General features: G+C 73.0%; 18 protein-coding genes. 7 read left to right on the top strand and 11 right to left on the bottom strand.

Features of this window, described 5'->3' with window-relative positions; genetic code table 11:
* Window positions 1-10: 10 nt before the first annotated feature.
* Both BIV28_RS19820 and BIV28_RS00415 read left to right on the top strand, forming a co-directional pair.
* A complete protein-coding gene (locus BIV28_RS19820; RefSeq protein ID WP_207555675.1) occupies window positions 11-187 on the top strand; it encodes a DUF6104 family protein in 177 nt (58 codons plus the stop codon).
* A gap of 3 nt (window positions 188-190) precedes the next feature.
* The gene (locus BIV28_RS00415) at window positions 191-979 is read left to right on the top strand and encodes a GDSL-type esterase/lipase family protein (protein WP_083706911.1); all 789 of its coding nucleotides are present in this window, start codon (window positions 191-193) and stop codon (window positions 977-979) included.
* Between the two features lie 47 nt (window positions 980-1,026).
* On the opposite strand, the gene BIV28_RS00410 is transcribed toward BIV28_RS00415, so the two are convergent.
* On the bottom strand, window positions 1,027-1,485 hold the full coding sequence (locus BIV28_RS00410; RefSeq protein WP_076258331.1) for a hypothetical protein: 459 nt from the start codon (window positions 1,483-1,485) through the stop codon (window positions 1,027-1,029).
* A gap of 312 nt (window positions 1,486-1,797) precedes the next feature.
* Here BIV28_RS00410 and BIV28_RS00405 point away from each other — a divergent pair, with 312 nt between their 5' ends.
* Window positions 1,798-2,046: a WhiB family transcriptional regulator gene (locus tag BIV28_RS00405; RefSeq protein WP_013493302.1), complete on the top strand. Its 249-nt coding sequence runs from the start codon at window positions 1,798-1,800 to the stop codon at window positions 2,044-2,046.
* Window positions 2,047-2,177: 131 nt separating this feature from the next.
* Here BIV28_RS00405 and BIV28_RS00400 read toward each other — a convergent pair whose 3' ends face one another.
* Together BIV28_RS00400 and BIV28_RS00395 are read right to left on the bottom strand one after the other, a co-directional pair.
* Window positions 2,178-3,665, bottom strand: a complete 1,488-nt coding sequence (locus tag BIV28_RS00400; RefSeq protein ID WP_076258329.1) for a sensor histidine kinase — start codon at window positions 3,663-3,665, stop codon at window positions 2,178-2,180.
* Between the two features lie 133 nt (window positions 3,666-3,798).
* Window positions 3,799-9,030, bottom strand: a complete 5,232-nt coding sequence (locus BIV28_RS00395) for an NAD-glutamate dehydrogenase (RefSeq protein ID WP_076258327.1) — start codon at window positions 9,028-9,030, stop codon at window positions 3,799-3,801.
* Window positions 9,031-9,203: 173 nt separating this feature from the next.
* On the opposite strand from BIV28_RS00395, the gene BIV28_RS00390 reads away from it, so the two are divergent.
* Genes BIV28_RS00390 through BIV28_RS00380 form a run of 3 tightly spaced genes read left to right on the top strand, consistent with a single transcriptional unit; the run spans window position 9,204 to window position 10,571 of the window.
* Window positions 9,204-9,527, top strand: a complete 324-nt coding sequence (locus tag BIV28_RS00390; protein WP_076258325.1) for a hypothetical protein — start codon at window positions 9,204-9,206, stop codon at window positions 9,525-9,527.
* The gene (locus BIV28_RS00385; protein ID WP_076258492.1) at window positions 9,524-10,015 is read left to right on the top strand and encodes a hypothetical protein; all 492 of its coding nucleotides are present in this window, start codon (window positions 9,524-9,526) and stop codon (window positions 10,013-10,015) included. Before BIV28_RS00390 ends, BIV28_RS00385 begins: the two co-directional genes overlap by 4 nt.
* A 58-nt stretch (window positions 10,016-10,073) precedes the next feature.
* A complete protein-coding gene (locus BIV28_RS00380; protein WP_076258324.1) occupies window positions 10,074-10,571 on the top strand; it encodes a DUF2505 domain-containing protein in 498 nt (165 codons plus the stop codon).
* A gap of 83 nt (window positions 10,572-10,654) precedes the next feature.
* On the opposite strand, the gene pruA is transcribed toward BIV28_RS00380, so the two are convergent.
* From pruA to BIV28_RS00340, 8 genes are all read right to left on the bottom strand, one after another.
* On the bottom strand, window positions 10,655-12,283 hold the full coding sequence (gene pruA / locus BIV28_RS00375; protein WP_076258322.1) for an L-glutamate gamma-semialdehyde dehydrogenase: 1,629 nt from the start codon (window positions 12,281-12,283) through the stop codon (window positions 10,655-10,657).
* Between the two features lie 121 nt (window positions 12,284-12,404).
* A complete protein-coding gene (locus BIV28_RS00370; protein WP_076258321.1) occupies window positions 12,405-12,803 on the bottom strand; it encodes a DUF4870 domain-containing protein in 399 nt (132 codons plus the stop codon).
* Between the two features lie 129 nt (window positions 12,804-12,932).
* Window positions 12,933-13,646 (bottom strand): SGNH/GDSL hydrolase family protein, encoded by a 714-nt coding sequence (locus BIV28_RS00365; protein WP_076258319.1) that lies wholly within the window; start codon window positions 13,644-13,646, stop codon window positions 12,933-12,935.
* A 60-nt stretch (window positions 13,647-13,706) separates the two neighbouring features.
* A complete protein-coding gene (locus tag BIV28_RS00360) occupies window positions 13,707-14,711 on the bottom strand; it encodes an alpha/beta fold hydrolase (protein WP_076258317.1) in 1,005 nt (334 codons plus the stop codon).
* A 97-nt stretch (window positions 14,712-14,808) separates the two neighbouring features.
* Window positions 14,809-15,411, bottom strand: a complete 603-nt coding sequence (locus tag BIV28_RS00355) for a TetR/AcrR family transcriptional regulator (RefSeq protein WP_076258315.1) — start codon at window positions 15,409-15,411, stop codon at window positions 14,809-14,811.
* A gap of 54 nt (window positions 15,412-15,465) precedes the next feature.
* Window positions 15,466-15,978: an NUDIX hydrolase gene (locus BIV28_RS00350; protein WP_076258313.1), complete on the bottom strand. Its 513-nt coding sequence runs from the start codon at window positions 15,976-15,978 to the stop codon at window positions 15,466-15,468.
* 17 nt (window positions 15,979-15,995) lie between these two features.
* Entirely contained in the window at window positions 15,996-16,451 is a 456-nt protein-coding gene (locus BIV28_RS00345; protein WP_076258312.1) for a DUF6912 family protein, read from the bottom strand.
* On the bottom strand, window positions 16,451-17,872 hold the full coding sequence (locus tag BIV28_RS00340; RefSeq protein ID WP_076258310.1) for a WS/DGAT/MGAT family O-acyltransferase: 1,422 nt from the start codon (window positions 17,870-17,872) through the stop codon (window positions 16,451-16,453). The genes BIV28_RS00345 and BIV28_RS00340 overlap by 1 nt, the downstream gene beginning before the upstream one ends.
* A 40-nt stretch (window positions 17,873-17,912) precedes the next feature.
* Here BIV28_RS00340 and BIV28_RS00335 point away from each other — a divergent pair, with 40 nt between their 5' ends.
* Entirely contained in the window at window positions 17,913-18,296 is a 384-nt protein-coding gene (locus BIV28_RS00335; protein ID WP_076258309.1) for a hypothetical protein, read from the top strand.
* The last annotated feature ends 11 nt before the right edge of the window (window positions 18,297-18,307 follow it).

The following is an 18,307-nucleotide window of genomic DNA, read 5'->3' as shown; positions in this document are numbered from 1 at the left end:
ACCTCCCCACGTGTACTTCACCGACCGGGGCATCGAGGAGCTGGCGGCCCGTCGCGGCGAGGAGGAGGTCACCCTCGAGTGGCTCGCCGAGCAGCTGCGCGTCTTCGTCGACCTCAACCCCGAGTTCGAGGTGCCGGTCGAGCGCCTGGCCACGTGGCTCGCCCGGCTGGACGACGACGAGGACTGATCCGTGACCGACAGCAGCGACAGCGACACCCGCGACCCGTACGGCGTGGGCCCGGCCTACCCCTCGTCGCACACCCAGTTCACCGACTCGACGCCGAACCGGTTCCCGGCCCAGGCGCCCGAGCCTGCCGAGGCGCCCGTGGCCGAGGAGCCGACGACGCCCTACTACACCCCGAGCGCCGAGCTCACCGTCTCCGACGGCGTGCGCGACGTCGGCATGGTCTTCGTCGGGGCCTCCCAGACGGCCGGCTACGGCGACCCCAAGGGCCTGGGCTGGGTCGGGCGCGTCGTGGCCCGTACGCAGCACCCCGACCTCGACCTGACGGCCTACAACCTCGGCGTCCGTGGCAACACGTCCGGTGACGTCGTGGCCCGCTGGGGGGCCGAGTGCCACCCGCGCTGGAAGGGCCGCAGCGAGCGTCGCCTCGTGCTGTCGGTCGGCACCAACGACGTGCTGTCGGGCATGACGATGGCCCGCTCGCGGCTCAACCTCGCCAACATCCTCGACGAGGCCACCAACGCCGGCATCGGCGTCTTCGTCGTGGGCCTGTCCCCGACGCTCGACGCCGAGCTGAACCGGCGCCTGGAGGCCCTGGCCGAGGCCCAGGCCGACGTCTGCGCCCGCCGCGGCATCACCTACGTCGACTGCTTCCGCCCGCTCGTCACCCACGACCAGTGGATGGCCGACCTCGCGGCGAGCCCCGACCGCGCGCACCCCGGCCAGGCCGGCTACGGCCTTATCGCCTGGCTCGTGCTGCACAACGGCTGGAACGACTGGCTCTCGCTCAGCTGAGGGCCCGGCCGGGCGATGTGCGCCCGGTCGGGCGTCAGGCTCAGCGCTCAGTCCCGGGTGTCCCGCGCATCCTGCTCGTCGGGTCCGTCGGGCGTCCCCGCGTCGCGACGCATCGGTGTGGCGAGCGCGGCCCCGATGCTGACGAGGGCCACGGCGGCCACCCCGAGCGCCACGGGCGTGCGGTCGGAGTCGTGCAGCGACCACGCGACGGGCAGCAGGAGGGCGTTCCACAGCAGGGTCGGGGTCCGCGGCCAGTCGCGGCCCCGGAACCAGCCGCGGGCCAGCAGCCCGAGGCCGACGCCGAAGACGAGGATGAGCAGCCCCGACATGACGGCCGTCGTGACGGTCGAGGTGGCGCCCGTGGCGATCTCGTAGGCGAAGAAGCCGGCGAACCCGACGACGACGAGCGCCTGGAGCAGCGTCAGCGCCCCCGCGAGGCGCTGCGCCGCACCGGGCGTGGCCGGGGTCGCCGGGGTCGGGGCTGGCGAGGGGTCGGTGGCACTCACCGCCGCAGCGTACCGAGCCGTCGGTCACAGCCCGGGCGCCGGTCTGGAACTGGAAGGCATCTGCCGATAAGATCAATCCTTGGTGTGATCTGCGCCCGCGGCGTTGAACACGGACATGGATGTTGGTCACACTGGTTCACGGCCTCGACGCGTACGGAACACCTTCGTGCGCGTCGTCGTTGGTCAGGGGGCAACCCTCTTGGACCACCCGCCGAGACCCAGGCTCCGACAATGACGATGGCGCCCGAGACCTGCAGCAGGACGGCACCCCGTTCCTGGCTGCCGCAACCAACCTGAAGGAGCAAGATCCGCATGGACTGGCGCGACCGCGCTGCCTGCCTGGATGCCGACCCCGAGCTGTTCTTCCCGATCGGGAACACCGGCCCGGCCATCCTGCAGATCGAGGAGGCCAAGGCCGTGTGCCGGACCTGCCCCGTCATCGACACGTGCCTGAAGTGGGCGCTCGAGACCGGCCAGGACGCCGGCGTCTGGGGCGGCCTCTCGGAGGACGAGCGCCGAGCGCTCAAGCGCCGCAACGCGCGCGCCCGTCGGGCGGGCTGAGGCCGGCGCACTGCGCACCACACCCCTCACGCACCACCGAAGCGAGCCCGGTGACCGTCACGGTCGCCGGGCTTTCCGCTGCCCGGACGCGCGCCGGGGGCGGACGCGTCTGGTGATCCGGGGCGGGCGCGTCAGGTGATCGGGCGCAGGCTCGCCGTGAACCGGGCCCGGGTGCCGTGCGGCGAGACCGGCTCCCACGTGATGCGGCCCTGCAGGTCGGCGATGAGCGACTGGACGATCTGGGTGCCGAGGCCCGACCCCGGGCGGCGGGCCGGGTCGATGCCCTTGCCGTCGTCCTCGACCGACACGACGACCATGGGCTGGCCGCGGTCGTCGGTCTGGCGGTCGACGTGCACCCGCACCACTCCCCCGGCATCGCCCAGGCCGTGCTCGATGGAGTTCTGCACGAGCTCGCTCATGACCATCGCGAGCGCCGTGGCGTCCTCGGCGCGCAGCCGCCCGAAGGAGCCCTCGGTGACGGCACGGACCGGGGCGCCGTTCGAGGCCACCTCGACGACGGCGTTGAGGCCGCGCTGGGAGATGGCGTCGAAGTCGACGGTCTCGTCGAAGCCCTGGCTCAGCTGGTCGTGGACCATGGCGATGGTGCCGACGCGCCGCTCGGCCTCCTCGAGCGCGATCCGCGCCTCCCCCTGCGGCACGCGTCGGGCCTGCAGGCGCAGAAGGGCGGCGACGGACTGGAGGTTGTTCTTGACGCGGTGGTGGATCTCACGGATCGTCGCGTCCTTGGTCATCAGCTCGCGCTCGCGCCGCCGGAGCTCGCCGACGTCACGCATCAGGACGATGGCCCCGAACCGCTGGCCGGCCTCGGTCAGCGGGATGGCCCGCATCGAGACGGTCGTGCCGCCGGCGACGACCTCGGTGCGCCACGGCTGCCGGCCGGTGACGACGAGCGGCAGGCCCTCGTCGACGGGGAAGGACTCGCGGACGTTGTCGGTGACGATCTGGGCCAGGCTCGCCCCGACGACCTCGCCGAGGTGGCCGAGGCGGTGCAGCGCCGACACGGCGTTCGGGCTCGCGTACGTGACGACGCCGTCGACGTCGAGGCGGATGACGCCGTCGCCGACGCGCGGGGCGCCACGGCGAAGCCCGGTGGGGGCGCTGCCGTGCGGGAACTCCCCGCCGGTGATCATCCGGCACAGCGCGTCGGCCGTGGCCAGGTAGGTCAGCTCGAGGCGGCTCGGGGTGCGCGTCGTCCAGAGGTTGGTGTGCCGCGTCATGACGGCGACGACGTGCCCGCCGCGCACGACGGGGATGTACTCCTCGCGGACCGACTGGTCGGGCCCCTGCTCGTGCGGCACGACGACCTGGCGCACGCGCAGGATGCGCTGCTCGGCCGCCGCCTCGTCGAGCAGGTCGCGGGTGCGGCCCGGGTCGGCCACCCGGCCCACCTGGTCGTCGACGAAGACGAGCTGGCCCGTGGTCGGGCGCACGTGCGCCACGGCCTCCCAGCGGTCGCCCACCGAGCGGACCCACAGGACGAGGTCGGCGAAGGACAGGTCGGCGACGAGCTGCCAGTCGCCGACGAGGAGCTGGAGCCACTCGATGTCGTGGTCGGGCAGGTCGGTGCGTCCGCGCAGGAGCTCGCTCAGGGTCGCCACGTCACGAGCCTAGTGAGCGTGCGGCCGGACGCGCCCGGCGGTCTCGCAGGCCCTCTCACGTCCCGGGACGGCGAACGCCCCACCGCCTCCGTCGTGCGACGGTGGCGGCGGGGCGCTCGGTGGGACGGTCCGGTCAGCCGCGGGCCCGGGCCGACGACGCGGCCTTCTTCGCGGATGCCTTCTTGGCCGGCGCCTTCTTCGCGGTGACCTTCGCGGCCGCCTTGGACGCCTTCTTGGTCGCCGTCTTCTTCGCGGTGTCCTTCGCCGGTGCCTTCGCCGCAGCCTTGGTCGGGGCCTTCGTCGGGGCCTTCGAGCCGTTCGACGCCGCGGGAGACGCAGCGACCTTCTGGGTGGCCTTCTTGGCGACCTTCTTCGCAGCCTTCGTCGCCGCCTTCTTCGCCGGGCCGGCCGGCAGCGCGGGCACGTCCGCCGGCTGCGGCGCCGACGAGGCCGCCGGACGCGTCACCGTGCGCAGCGTGCGCAGCGCCACCGACAGGGCGGCGATGCCGGCGTGGCTCATCCGCTCGATGCCGCCGAGGGCCTGACGGGCCCGGCCCAGGGCGTCGGCGTTGAGCTCGGACCACGCCTCGAGCCGCGCGGCGGGCTCGGCCGAGCGGTCGCTGACCTCGAGGATCGAGCGCGTCAGGCTCTCGAGCACCGCGTAGAGGTCGTCACGCATGGCGCCTCGGGCGAGGGCGTCCCAGCGGTCCTCGCGCGGCAGGGCGGTGACCCGGGTCAGCATCGCGTCGATGCTGAAGGTCTCCGAGGCGAGGAAGTACACGCCGACGACGCTCTCGAGCGGCTCTCCGGTGTCCTCGGCCACCTCGATGCAGTCGAGGAGCGAGTACGCGTCGAGCAGGGAGGCCGCCGACAGCGCGAGGTCCTCGGGCACGCCCTTGCCCTGCAGGTCGCGGGCGCGCCGCACGAGGCGGGTGCGCTCGCTGCCCTGCAGCACCTCGGCCATCCGTCCCGCGTACGCCTCCACACCGGGCCGGAACCGGGCCACCTCGGCCGCGAGGTCGAGCTCGGCCGGTCGGGCCGTGAGGAACCAGCGCACCGCGCGGTCGATGAGACGGCGGAACTCGAGGTAGAGCGCCGTCTGCGCGGCCGTCGACACCTGGTTGTCCGTGGCCTCGACGCGTCGCACGAAGCCGGCGAGGTCGAACACCTCACGGCACACGACGTAGGCGCGGGCGACCTGCTCCGGCGACGCGCCGGTCTCCTCGGTGGCGCGGTAGGCGAACGTGATGCCGCCGCGGTTGACCATCGAGTTGGCGACCGCGTTGGTGATGATCTCCCGACGCAGCGGGTGCGCCTCGATCTGCTCGGCGTACTTGCCGCGCAACGGCTTCGGGAAGTACTCCGACAGCGTCGAGGCGAACCACGGGTCGTCGGGCAGCGACGTGGCGATGAGCTGGTTCTTCAGGTAGAGCTTCGCGTACGCGACGAGCACCGAGAACTCCGGCGAGGACAGGCCGAGGCCGTCCTTCTGGCGCCGGTTGATCTCGGAGTCGCTCGGCAGGAACTCGAGGGCGCGGTCGAGCTCGCCGTGCTCCTCGAGGAACTGGATGAGCCGCTCGTGCACGACGAGCATCTGGTGCTGCTGGGCCCGGGCGTTGCCGAGCAGGACGTTCTGCTCGTAGTTGTCGCGCAGCACCTGCTGGGCGACCTCGTCGGTCATCGAGGCGAGCAGCGTGTTGCGGCGCTTCGTCGTCAGCTCGCCGGTGCGGGTCAGCTCGGTGAGCAGGATCTTGATGTTGACCTCGTGGTCGGAGGTGTCGACCCCGGCGCTGTTGTCGATGGCGTCGGTGTTGACGCGCACGCCCGCCAGGGCCGCCTCGATGCGCCCGAGCTGGCTCAGGCCGAGGTTGCCGCCCTCGCCGACGACCTTGCACCGCAGGTCGACGCCGTTGACGCGGATGGCGTCGTTGGCGCGGTCACCGATCTCGGCGTTCGTCTCGGCCGCGGCCTTGACGTAGGTGCCGATGCCGCCGTTCCAGAGCAGGTCGACAGGCGCGAGCAGGATCGCCTTCATCAGCTCGGCGGGCGTCAGGCTCTTCGTGCCGGCCCGCAGGCCGAGGGCCGCGACCATCTGCGGCGTCACGGCGATCGACTTGGCCGAGCGCGGGAAGACACCGCCGCCCTTGCTGATGAGCGACTCGTCGTAGTCGGCCCACGACGAGCCGGGCAGGTCGAACATCCGGCGCCGCTCCGCGAAGGACACCGCGGCGTCGGGGTCGGGGTCGACGAAGATGTGCCGGTGGTCGAAGGCGGCCACGAGGCGGATGTGCTCGGACAGCAGCATCCCGTTGCCGAAGACGTCGCCGCTCATGTCGCCGACGCCGACGACGGTGAACTCCTCGCTCTGCGTGTCGACGCCCAGCTCGCGGAAGTGGCGCTTGACCGACTCCCACGCGCCGCGGGCCGTGATGCCCATGCCCTTGTGGTCATAGCCCGCCGAGCCGCCCGAGGCGAAGGCGTCGTCGAGCCAGAACCCGTAGTCGGAGGAGATGCCGTTGGCGATGTCGGAGAACTTCGCCGTGCCCTTGTCGGCCGCGACGACGAGGTAGGTGTCGACCTCGTCGTGGCGCACGACGCGGTGCGGCGGCACGGCCTCGCCCGAGACGAGGTTGTCGGTGAGGTCGAGCAGGCCGGAGATGAACAGCTTGTAGGACGCGATGCCCTCGTCCATCCAGGCGGCGCGGTCGACGGCGGGGTCGGGCAGCTGCTTGGCGTAGAACCCGCCCTTGGAGCCGGTCGGCACGATGACGGCGTTCTTGACCATCTGCGCCTTGACGAGGCCGAGGACCTCGGTGCGGAAATCCTCGCGGCGGTCCGACCAGCGCAGGCCGCCGCGGGCGACCTTGCCGAAGCGCAGGTGCACGCCCTCGACGCGCGGGCTGTAGACCCACACCTCGAACATCGGCCGCGGCGCCGGCAGGTCGGGGACCTTCTTGGGGTTGAGCTTGAGCGAGACGTACGACTTGTCGTGGCCGTGCTCGTCGGGCTGGTAGAAGTTCGTGCGCAGGCTGGCCTGGATGACGCCGAGCAGCGCCCGGACGATGCGGTCGTGGTCGAGGCTCGCGACGTCGTCGAGCGCCTCCTTGACGTGCGTGACGATCGCCTTCTGCCGGGCTGCCCGCTTGTCGCGGCCGGCGTCGGTGTCGGGGAAGGCGTCGGGGTCGAACCGGGCCTCGAAGAGCTCGACGAGGCTGCGGGCGAGGCCGGTGTGCGCCACGAGGGCCGACTCGACGTAGTCCTGCGAGAACGTCGACCCGGTCTGGCGCAGGTACTTGGCGACGGTGCGCAGGATGACGACCTGGCGCCACGTCAGCCCGGCGCCGAGGACGAGCGCGTTGAAGCCGTCGGACTCCGCGCGGCCGTCCCAGACCGCGCGGAACGCGTCCTCGAAGCGGTGGCGCACGTCGTCGGCGCCCGTACCGGCGGTCGTGCCGGCCCACAGGTCGGCGTCGGCGCGCAGGCCGAAGTCGTAGATGCGCAGGGTGCGCCCGTCGGCGCCGCGCAGCTCGTACGGACGCTCGTCGCCGACCTCGACGCCGAGGTGGGTGAAGAGCGGGAGCACCTGCGTCAGCGACAGCTCGGCGCGGCGGTAGAGCTTGAAGCGTCGCTCCTGGGCGGCGTCGCTCGCGGTGTCCTCGTAGAGGTGCAGGGCGGTCGTGAGGTCGCCGTCGCCGAGGGCCTCGATGCGGTCGAGGTCCTCGACCGCGGTGGCGACGTCGAAGTCCTCCTTGTAGGCCTCCGGCAGCGCCTTGGCGTAGGCCGCCATGGCCCGCGCGGCGCCGTCGGTGCCCCGGGCGCTCGCGAGGGCCTCGGCGAGGTCCTCGTCCCACGTGCGGGTGGCGTCGATGACGCGCTGCTCGAGCGCCGCCTCGTCGACGTCGGGGATGTCGACGCCGGCCGGCATCCGCACGACGAAGTGCAGGCGCGCGAGGACCGACTCGCTGACGCGGGTCGTGTTGTCGATGTTCTCGCCGCCGAACGCCTCGAGCAGGAGGGCCTCGATGCGCAGGCGGACCGTCGTGTTGTAGCGGTCGCGCGGCAGGTAGACGAGGCAGGAGACGAAGCGGCCGAACTCGTCGCGGCGCAGGAACAGCTTGGTCTTGCGACGCTCCTGCAGGTGCAGGACGCTCGTGGCGATGTCGGCCAGCTGCGCGGCGCTCGTCTGGAAGAGCTCGTCGCGCGGGTAGGTCTCGAGGATCTGGAGGATGTCCTTGCCCGAGTGGCTGTCGGCCGACAGCCCGGTGATGCGCAGGACCTCCTGGGCACGCACGTCGACGAGCGGGATGTCGTGGATCGTGTCGTTGTAGGCGGCCGACGCGTAGAGGCCGAGGAAGCGCTGCTCCCCCACGCACTCGCCGCGCGCGTCGAACTTCTTGATCGAGATGTAGTCGAGGTAGACGTCGCGGTGCACCGTGGCGCGCGAGTTGGCCTTGGTGATGATGAGGATCGTGGAGTCGCGGGCGGCGTGGCTGGCGGCGGGCGTCAGCACGAGGCCGCTGCCGGCACGCGGACGGTCGTAGCGCAGCAGGCCCAGGCCGGTGCCCGGCACCTGCCGCGAGATGTCCTTGCCGTCCTCGTGGCTCAGCGAGTACTCGCGGTAGCCGAGGAAGGTGAAGTTGTTGTGGGCCAGCCACTCGAGGAACCGGGCCGCCTCGCGGGCCTGGTGCGGGTCGGTGCCGGGGGGCGTCGCCGAGCGCAGCTCGCTCGCGATCGTCAGCGCGTGGGCCCGCATCTTGGGCCAGTCCTCGACGCTGTCGCGCACGTTGTCGAGGACGTGGCGCAGGCGGTTCTCGACGTCGGGCAGGGCGTCGTCGGGCAGCCGGTCGATCTCCAGGTGCATCCACGACTCGCGCACGAGGCCGACGCCGCCGCTCGGCACCGTGGTGCTGCCGTCGGTGACGACGGTCTGCAGCTCGCCGGTGATGGTGCGCGACACCGTCATCTGCGGGTGGACGATGAGGTGGACGCCACGGTCGAAGCCGCCGAGCGCTGCGACGACGGAGTCGACGAGGAAGGGCATGTCGTCGACGACGACCTGCACGACCGTGTGGGTCGTCGACCAGCCCTCGTCCTCGGGCGTCGGGTTGAAGGCCCGGACGTTGAAGGTGCCGACCGGCCGCTCCGCCGCGAAGGCGCGGTGCTCCTGGGCGATCGTGGCCAGCTCGCGGGCCGGTCGCGCGAGGAGGTCCTCGGTGGCGACGAGCCGGTAGTAGGCGAGCAGGTACTCCACGAGCTCGCTCGTGTGGTCTGCAACGCCCCGGCCCCTCCTCGGGGCCGGCGCTGCGACGGCCGCTGCCGCGGCCTTCAGGACGTCGATTCGAGTCTGTTCGAGTGACGCGGACATGCGCTGTTCGGATTCCTCACCGTGGGCCTCGTGCACGGCACGCCGTTGTGCCGGCATCTCACCATGTGAGCCTATCCCCGTCGGCCGCCGACGCCGCACCACCCCCGGCGGCCGGTCGCGAGACGGTGGAGAACTCCCGAGGGACGGCGCCGCGACTGCCTAGAGTGGGGCCCATGACCGACGGGACCGACGGGACCGGGCAGCGGGCGGCGGGCGCCGCCGACCCGGCGACCCTCCGGGCCCTCGCCGACGCCCGGGCCGGGGCCCGGTCGCTGTCGGATGCGCTGCTGACGCACCTGCCCGACGTCGGCGACCTGGCCACCCAACGGCTCCTCGACGCGTGGGTCGAGCAGGGCGCCGACACGCTCCGGGCGCTGGCCGAGGCCCTCGAGGAGCGGCTCCTCGACCTCGGGTCCGCGGGCACCGCCCGCACCGACCGTGCCGACCACGCCGTCGACGCCGTCGACGCGGCCGGGCACCGGGGGTGGACGCCGTGAGGGGTGCCGACGGCGACCCCGCCTCGATCTCGGCCCTGGGCGGCACGCTGCGCGGTGGCGCGGGCCGGCTCGCCGACCACGTCCACGACCTCAACGCCCCGGCCGGTCGGCAGGTCCGGCGCGGCGAGGCCGACCCCACCGCCCGCGAGCGCGACCTGCTGACCCGCACCGCCACCGAGCTCGACGCCGTCGGCGGGCTCCTGCAGGCGCTCACCGCCGCCACCGCCGAGAGCGCCGCCCGCCTGCGCGCGCTCGAGCCCGACCTGCGCCGCGCCGGCCTCCTGCTCGACGGGCCGCTCGTCGTCGAGGCGCCCGGCCCGAGCCGCGTCGAGCCCGACACCCGCCTGCGCGAGCGGGCGCGGCTGCAGGAGCTGCTCAACCGCATCACCTCCACCCGCGCCCGCGAGCTGGCCCGTCTGCGGCGCGAGCTCGAGCGCTCGATCGGCGCCCTGTCCCGCGTCTCCGACCGGTCCCGCTCCGGTACGTGACGGCCCGCACCGCGGCGCCGCGGACGAGCGCGGACTGCCGTGGCATAGCGTGTCGCCCATGAGGATCTCCGAGACGATCTCGTACGTCGCCGCCCCCGACGCCGTCTTCGCCATGGTCACCGACCCGCAGTTCCAGGAGCGCAAGTGCGTCGAGGCCGGCGCGCTGCGCCACGACGCCGCAGTGACGTCGGCCGGCGACGGCGCCCGCGTCGTCACCCGCCGCGACCTGCCCACGGACGGCCTGCCCGACTTCGCCAAGTCGGTCGTCGGCAGCACGCTGTCGATCACCGAGACCTACGAGTGGTCCGGCCCCGACGGCGACGCCGGCCGCACCGGCACGCTCACGGTCGAGGTCGCCGGCGCCCCGGTCGCGATGCGCTCGGACGTGCGCCTGTTCCCCTCGGGCGGTGGCACGACGATCACCATCGAGGGCGACCTCAAGGCCTCGATCCCGCTGTTCGGCGGCAAGGTCGAGAAGGCGGCCGCCCCTGCGGTCGTCGACGCCATCCGCAGCGAGCAGCAGACCGGTCGGGCCTGGCTCACCGAGCACGCCTGAGCCAGCACCGATCCCGGACACCGAGGACGCAGCGGAGGCCGGCCCCCTGACGGGGACCGGCCTCCTGCCGTTGGTGCGGCGCCTCAGCCCATGTGCGGGTAGGCGTGGTTCGTCGGCGGGACGAACGTCTCCTTGATCGAGCGGACGCTCGTCCAGCGGAGCAGGTTCTGCGCGGCGCCGGCCTTGTCGTTCGTGCCGGACGCACGGCCGCCACCGAAGGGCTGCTGGCCGACGACGGCGCCGGTCGGCTTGTCGTTGACGTAGAAGTTGCCGGCCGCGAAGCGGAGGCGCTGGGTGGCGTCGGCGATGGCGCGACGGTCCTGGGCGATGATCGAGCCGGTCAGGCCGTAGGGGGCGAAGCGCTCCATCTGGTCGAGCACCGTGTCGTACTGCGCGTCGGGGAAGACGTGCACCGACAGGATCGGGCCGAAGTACTCGGTGCGGAACGACTCGTCGGCGGCGTCCTTGATCTCGAGGACCGTCGGGCGCACGAAGTAGCCGACGGAGTCGTCGTAGGTGCCGCCGGCGACGACGTCGATGCCCTTCGTGGCGTGGGCGCGGTCGATGGCGTCCTTGTGCTTGGCGAACGCGCGGTCGTCGATGACGGCGCCCATGAAGTTGGACAGGTCGGTGACGTCGCCCTGGGTCAGGCCGTTCGTGATGTCGACGAGGTCACCCTTGATCTGCTTCCAGACCGAGGCGGGGACGTAGGCGCGCGAGGCGGCCGAGCACTTCTGGCCCTGGAACTCGAAGGCGCCGCGGATCATCGCGGTGCGCAGCACGGCGGGGTCGGCACTCGGGTGGGCCAGGATGAAGTCCTTGCCGCCGGTCTCGCCGACGAGGCGCGGGTAGGTGCGGTAGCGGTCGAGGTTGGTGCCGACCTCGTGCCACAGGTGCTTGAAGGTCGGCGTCGAGCCGGTGAAGTGGATGCCGGCGAGGTCCTCGTCGCGCAGCGCCGCCTTGCTGACGTTGATGCCGTCGCCGGTGACCATGTTGATGACGCCCGGCGGCATGCCCGCCTCCTCGAGCAGCTCCATCGTCAGCTGGGCGGCCAGCTGCTGGGTGGGGCTCGGCTTCCACACGACGGTGTTGCCCATGAGGGCGGGAGCGGTGGGCAGGTTGCCGGCGATGGCCGTGAAGTTGAACGGCGTGATGGCGTAGACGAAGCCCTCGAGGGAGCGGTAGTCCGAGCGGTTCCAGATGCCCTTGGCGTTGAGCGGCGGCTGCTGCTCGAGGATCTGGCGCGCGAAGTGGACGTTGATGCGCCAGAAGTCGATCAGCTCGCAGGCGCTGTCGATCTCGGCCTGGTAGGCGGTCTTGCTCTGGCCGAGCATCGTCGCGGCGTTGAGGCGCGCGCGCCACGGGCCGGAGAGCAGCTCGGCGGCCTTGAGCAGGATCGCGGCGCGGTCGTCGAACGACAGTTCGCGCCACATCGGGGCGGCGGCCTTGGCGGCGTCGACGGCCGCCTGGCCCTCCTTGACCGTGGCGTTGCGCAGGGTGCCGAGCACCTTGCGGTGCGCGTGCGGCTGGCGGACAGCGACCTTGCGACCGGTCCCGGTGACGCGCTCGCCGTTGATCGTGTGGGGCAGCTCGCGCTGGCTGCTGCCCAGCTCGGCGAGAGCGACCTCGAGCGCGGCGCGCTCGGGCGAGCCCGGCGCGTAGTCGAGCACCGGCTCGTTGGCCGGTGCGGGCACGTGGGTCACGGCGTCCATCAAGTTCTCCTGCGGGTTGGCGCGGTTCTCGCTGTCGTCGCCCCGAACGGGCGATGGGGTGGCCGCCTCGTGGGCGGGCCACCCCATCGTTCCATGACCTCCGCAGTGGTCGGCAGCGTCGTCAGTGCAGGACCGGGATGCCCCACGGGTAGCGGTAGGACTCGCCCCGGTTCGCGGCCATCGCGGCGCGGACGTGGAACCACAGCGCGGCCAGCACGGCGACGACCCAGACGATGATGGCCACGGGGATGAGGATCACCGTGAAGAACATGAGCCAGCCGACGATGATGGCGGCCCACACGGCGAGGTTGAAGTTGAAGGAGCCGGCGGCCGCCTGGCGCACGAAGGCGCTGCGGTCCTTGTAGACGGCCCAGATGAGCAGCGGGCCGACGAAGCTGAGCCAGCCGACGGAGATGACGGCGGCGACGATGGCGGCGAGGTGCCCGAGGATCGCCCACGTGCGCTCGTCGCGCGTCGGCGTCAGGGCCTGGCCGTAAGGGTTGGGAATCGGCTGTGTCATGACCTCATCGTCGCCCGCGGACGCCCTTCGGCGCTGCTGGGGACGGCCCTGATCCGACCCTGACCCGCCCCTGACCCGCGCCGGTCGCTGACCGGTGCGGGCGCTGGTGCGATCAGCGTCGGCGGCGCGTCAGGCGCCCGCACCCACCGTGTCGTCGACGACCAGCGAGCACACGGCGCTCGACGCGTCGGCGATGCCCAGCGTGCGCAGGAGCGTCAGGAGCATCTCGTGGTGGCCGCGTGCCCCGGGGTGGAAGGTGTCGTCGAGCCAGCCCTCGGGCGCGACCTCGGCCCCGGCGGCGTCGGCGGCCTCGCGCCACGCCGCGGCGTGGTCGACGACGAGCACGCCGAGCGACTCGGCGACCTCGCGGACGGCCCCGGCGTAGAGCTCGATGAGCTCCGGCGAGCGCGCCCCGTCGGTGAGCACCGGCGGCGGGGTCTGGAGCACGACCGTGGCCCCCACGTCGCGCGACCGCTGGACGATCTGGTCGATGCGGTACCGGAACGCGCGGATGCCGTCGGCGCCGGCGACGATGTCGTTGGTGCCGAACATGACGAACACGACGTCGGGTCCGAACCGGCCCGCGCGCCAGTGGAACTCGGGAAGGAGGTCCTCGGCCGTGGCACCGGAGACCCCTGAGTTGACCACGGCGTCGCCGAGCCGGCCGAGCTCGCCGCGGACGCGCTCGGCGAACAGCTCGACGTAGTTGCGCCGGCCGTGCGTGTGCACGACCCCCTGGGTGATGCTGTCGCCGAGGAACACCCAGGTGACCGGCGGGCCGGCGAGGATCTCCCGGAGCCGGTCGGCGTCCCGGCGTGCGTACTCGTCAGCGGTGAAGTCCATCCGCGCAACGTAACAACCCGCACGGCCCGCGCGACTCCCCCGGCCCACTCCGTGGGACGCTCAGGCGACGTCACCGGCCGCGGCCACCGACCACGTCACGGCGTCCGGCGCTTCCGCGGCGAAGGGCCACGGGGCCGGGGCGTCGGCACCGTGCAGGCTCGCCTCCATCGGCAGCCGCGCCGCGAACCGGGCCACGGCCCCAGCCACGGCCCGGTCGGCGAGGATGCGCCGGTGCCCGAGCCCGACGGTGCTGAGCAGCCGGGCGCCGGGCCACGACCGCACGAGCGCCGCCGACGCGTCGTGGGGCACCTCGCGGTCACCGAGGTCGTGCACGACGAGGAGCTCGGGGCGCCCCGGCCCGGCGGCCGGACCGTGGGCCGCCCGGTCACCGGCCCGCTCGAGGTCGGCACCGAGCCGCGCGAGGTCGAGGTCGGCGACCGGGTATCCGGTGCGGCGCTCCGCCCGCGCCGCGAGCCGGCGCAGGGTCCGCTCCCCCGGGGCGAGCTCGGCGCGCAGCCGCTCGAGCAGCGCCGGCACCCCCGGGACTGGCGCGACGAGGACGAGCCGTTCGGTGCCCACCCAACCGTCACGGAGGGCGAGGAGCGCCGCGAGGCCGCCCATCGAGTGGGCGACGACGGCCCGCGCCGGGCCGAAGCGTGCCGCGACGGCGTCGAGCGACCGGCCGAGCTCGACGGCGTCGCTCGTGCCGTGGCCGTGCGCACCCTCCTCGGAGGTGCCGTGGCCCAGGCCGTCGAAGGCGACCGGCTGCAGGCCGGCGTCGAGCAGCGGCCCGACGAACGGCGCGAGGTGCTCGAGCGTGCCGCCCCAGCCGTGGACGAGGTAGACGACCGGACCCGTGCCCCACGACCAGCCGCGTACCGCGCGCCCGCCGGCGCGGACCTCGAAGGGCGAGCCGAGCAGTTCGCGGACCGAGGGATCGGCGTCGGTGCTGACGCCCGCGGTGGCCCCGCTGCGCGCCGACTCGGGCACGCGGAACCAGGCCCGCTCGAGGAGGCGCGCCGCCGCGGCGGGTGCGACGAGGCCGAGGCCTCGGAGGGCGGCCATGTAAAACGACCGACCGTTCGTGCTTTTCTGTAACGAGTTCTGTGTCATGGTGTTCCTTCACGGAGGGCGCGCCCTGCGCGGCGCTGCCGGTCGGTGGTCAGGCGGTGCGCGCGACCGGGCGGCACGCGTCGAGGAGCCGGTCGAACGCGCGGAGCGCCCGCTCCCCCGCCCGCGGGTCGCGCAGCAGCCGCCCCGCCTGGTGGTGGGCGAGGACGATGCCCTCGAGCTCGTAGGCGAACTGCTCGGGGTCGACGTCATCGCGGAAGTGGCCCTCGGCGACGGCGGTGCCGACGATGAGGCCGACCGACTCCTGCCGGTCGCGCTCGGCACGGACGAGCTCGTCGCGCACCGGCCCTTCCTGGTCGTCGAACTCGCTTGCGGCGTCGACGAAGATGCAGCCACCGCTGTAGCCCCGGGACTGCCACGCGAGCCACGCCTCGAAGAAGGCGCGCAGCCGTGGCTCCCCCCGCGGCGCGGCCAGGGCCGGACGCAGCACGACGTCGGTGAAGCGCTCGCGCGCGTGCTCCAGCACCTCGACCTGCAGCGCCTCCTTGGAGGCGAAGTGGGCATAGAGCCCACTCTTGCTCAGCTTCGTGGCAGCGGCGAGCGTGCCGATCGTCAGGCCACCGAGGCCGACGAGGGAGGCCAGCTCGGCCGCCTCCTCGAGGACCGCCTGCTTCGTCGAGTCACCCTTGCCCATGCCGCCATAAAAGCACGATCGTTCGGTTCTGACAAGGGGCCGGCGCCGAACCCGTCAGCCGCCGTCGCCCAGCCACTCGCGCAACGTGGCCCCCCACACCGCGATGCTGTCGGGCACGACGGTTCCCGTCTCCTCGTCGAGCAGGCGCACCAGCTCGGCGAGGTCGACCCAGGCGCCCCACGACACCTCCTCCGGCTGCCACCGGACCGGGCCGTCCCACGTCACCGTGTAGCGGAAGGCGCGGTAGCGCGTCGCGTCGTCGGCGTAGTCGGCCACGCCGAGGTCGACGAGCGGCACGCCGTGCACGCCGAGCTCCTCCTCCACCTCGCGGACCGCCCCGTCGGCGGGGTCCTCCCCGGCGAGCACGACGCCACCCGCGGCGAAGTCGAGGAGTCCGGGGTAGACGTCCTTCGTCGTCGTCCGCCGGTGCAGGTAGACGCGCCCGGACGGGTCGCGCACGACGACGGACGACGCGGCGTGGCGCAGGTTGCGCGACCGCATCATCGAACGCGGCACGCTCCCGCTCACCCGACCTTCGTCGTCGTAGAGCGCCACCTGCTCGTCCACGCGAATCTCCTTGCGGCTCAGGCGAAGAAGGCCCGGACGTCGTCGAGCTCGGTGACGTCGTACCAGAGCAGCTCGTCGGCCTCGTCGTCCGGCTGGCCGACCGCCACCTCGTCGTCGACGTGGAACGAGGCCACCCGCGAGAGCGGCACCGGAGCGGTGACGACGACGCGCGACACGGGCGCACCCTCGCGCGGCGCCACCTGGTCGACGACCGACTCGGCGTCGGCGTCGGCCGAGGCGACGACCCGGCGGTCGGCGCGCGCGACGCGCAACCCACCCGCGGCGTCGACGGCGTCGCTGAACGCCGCGTACTCGAGGTCCTCGACGTCGTGGCCAGGCGCCGATGCCTCGAGGGCGCCGGTCACTGCGAACGCGACCCGGGGCGTGCCCGGCCCGGCGTTCAGCCGCCCCGACGTCGCGAGCTCCTCGAGCCCGTCACGCCCCAGCGGCACGTAGACGCGGACGACCGGCATCAGGACTCCCTCCCACTGCGCAGCTCCTCGAGGGACTCGAGGATCGACTGGCCGAGCACGTCGACGTCGGGCATCGCCTCGCGGTCGGCGTTGAGCCCGTAGTAGACCCCGCCGTCGTAGGACGTGATGCCGATCGAGAGGGCCTGACCCTTGGCGAGCGGCGTCACGGGGTAGGTCGACACCATCCGCGCGTCGCCCGCGTAGAGCGGGGACTGCGGCCCCGGGACGTTGGTGATCATGACGTTGTAGAGCCGTCGCGACATCGCCGAGCCCACCCGGGCCCCGAGGGCGTGCAGCGTCGGCGGCGCGAACCCGGCGAGGTTGGCCAGTGAGGTGGCACCGACGGCCTGCCCGCCCTCCATCTGCTGGCGCATCGCGAAGGCGATCTGGTGCAGCCGCATCGAGGCGCCCGGCTCACCCACCGGCAGGTTGACGACGCACGCCATGACCTGGTTGGCGTACATGCCGGCCGGGTCGTCGCCGTAGATGCTGACCGGCACCATGGCGCGCACCTTCGTGGCCGCCGACACCGGCTCGCCGCGACCGAGCAGCCAGGTGCGGAAGCCGCCGGCGATCGTCGCCAGGACGACGTCGTTGATCGTGACGTCCTCGGCGTAGGCCCCGCGCGCCAGGCACGCCCGCACCCGCCGGTAGTCCTCGAGGTCGGTGGCAATCATGACCCACCGACGGGCCGAGCCGACCTCGGCGTTGAGCGGCGAGTCCGGCGCCGGCCGGGCCGCCGTGCGCGCCACGGTCGAGAGCAGGTGCCCCGCCGACTCTGCCGCGCGGACCGCGACGTTGAGCGCGTCGTTGACGCCGCCGCGCACGAGGTCGACGACCTGCCGCGGGCGGCGCACGACGTCGACGACGGCCTCGGTGACGAGCTCGACCGACGACGGCGAGCGGTGCGGGTCCCACGGCACGGGGTCACCCACGAGGTCCTCGCCCTTGACGGCGTCGACGATGACGTGCGCGATGTCGAGGGCGTTGACGCCGTCGATGAGCGCCTGGTGGGTCTTCGTGACGATGGCGAAGCGACCGCCTGAGAGGCCCTCGACGAGGTAGACCTCCCAGAGCGGACGCGTGCGGTCGAGGCGGCGGGGCTGCACCCGCGCGACGAAGTCCTGCAGCTGGCGGTCGGTGCCCGGGCGGGGCAGCGCGGCGCGGCGCACGTGGTAGCTCATGTCGAACGACTCGTCGTCGACCCACACCGGGTTGGCGATCCGGCCCGGGACGTCACGGACCTTCTGCCGGAAGCGCGGGATCGCCCCGATGCGGCTGCCGATGATGCCGACGAGCCGCTCGTAGTCGAAGCCCTCACGCGGCGGCTCGAAGACCATGACCGACCCGACGTGCATCGCGGTCGTCGTCTCCTCGAGGTAGAGGAACGACGCGTCGAGCGAGGTCAGCCGGTCGGACATGCTCACACTCTGCCAGACCCCCACATCTAGGATCGTGGCCATGCCTGTGATCCGTGCCCTGTCGCCCGTCGTCTGCGTCCTCGCCCTCCTCGGGGCGGCCGGGTGCAGCAGCTCGGACCCCGGCACCGGCGCGCCCGCCGCGAGCGTCAGCGGCACCGGCGCGGTCAAGCGCCTCGAGGTCACGATCACCGGCACGACCGTGACGCCGGCCCCCGCGCAGGTCGACCTGCCGGTCGGGTCGACGCTCGAGCTCGTCGTCACGAGCGACCACGACGACGAGCTGCACGCGCACGGCTTCGACCAGGAGGCCCAGCTCAAGGCCGGTCAGCCGACGACACTGCGCCTGACGGCCAAGGACGCCGGGCTCTACGAGGTCGAGACCCACGACCCCGCGCTCACCCTGCTGACCGTCGCGGTCCGCTGACCCGGGCGGAC

Origin of the sequence: Intrasporangium flavum (genome assembly GCF_001956915.1) — a bacterium.
GTDB classification, from domain to species: Bacteria; Actinomycetota; Actinomycetes; order Actinomycetales; family Dermatophilaceae; genus Monashia; species Monashia flava.
This window is presented reverse-complemented; position numbering and strand designations above follow the sequence as displayed.

Bases quoted from the DNA above. Each gene is read 5' to 3' on its own strand.
- BIV28_RS00355 (WP_076258315.1), bottom strand. From the start codon at position 15,411: ATGGGCAAGGGTGACTCGACGAAGCAGGCGGTCCTCGAGGAGGCGGCC.
- BIV28_RS00405 (WP_013493302.1), top strand. From the start codon at position 1,798: ATGGACTGGCGCGACCGCGCTGCCTGCCTGGATGCCGACCCCGAGCTG.
- BIV28_RS00340 (WP_076258310.1), bottom strand. From the start codon at position 17,872: ATGTCCGACCGGCTGACCTCGCTCGACGCGTCGTTCCTCTACCTCGAG.
- BIV28_RS00345 (WP_076258312.1), bottom strand. From the start codon at position 16,451: ATGCCGGTCGTCCGCGTCTACGTGCCGCTGGGGCGTGACGGGCTCGAG.
- BIV28_RS00360 (WP_076258317.1), bottom strand. From the start codon at position 14,711: ATGGCCGCCCTCCGAGGCCTCGGCCTCGTCGCACCCGCCGCGGCGGCG.
- BIV28_RS00380 (WP_076258324.1), top strand. From the start codon at position 10,074: ATGAGGATCTCCGAGACGATCTCGTACGTCGCCGCCCCCGACGCCGTC.
- BIV28_RS00335 (WP_076258309.1), top strand. From the start codon at position 17,913: ATGCCTGTGATCCGTGCCCTGTCGCCCGTCGTCTGCGTCCTCGCCCTC.
- BIV28_RS00365 (WP_076258319.1), bottom strand. From the start codon at position 13,646: ATGGACTTCACCGCTGACGAGTACGCACGCCGGGACGCCGACCGGCTC.
- BIV28_RS00390 (WP_076258325.1), top strand. From the start codon at position 9,204: ATGACCGACGGGACCGACGGGACCGGGCAGCGGGCGGCGGGCGCCGCC.
- pruA (WP_076258322.1), bottom strand. From the start codon at position 12,283: ATGGACGCCGTGACCCACGTGCCCGCACCGGCCAACGAGCCGGTGCTC.
- BIV28_RS00370 (WP_076258321.1), bottom strand. From the start codon at position 12,803: ATGACACAGCCGATTCCCAACCCTTACGGCCAGGCCCTGACGCCGACG.
- BIV28_RS00395 (WP_076258327.1), bottom strand. From the start codon at position 9,030: ATGTCCGCGTCACTCGAACAGACTCGAATCGACGTCCTGAAGGCCGCG.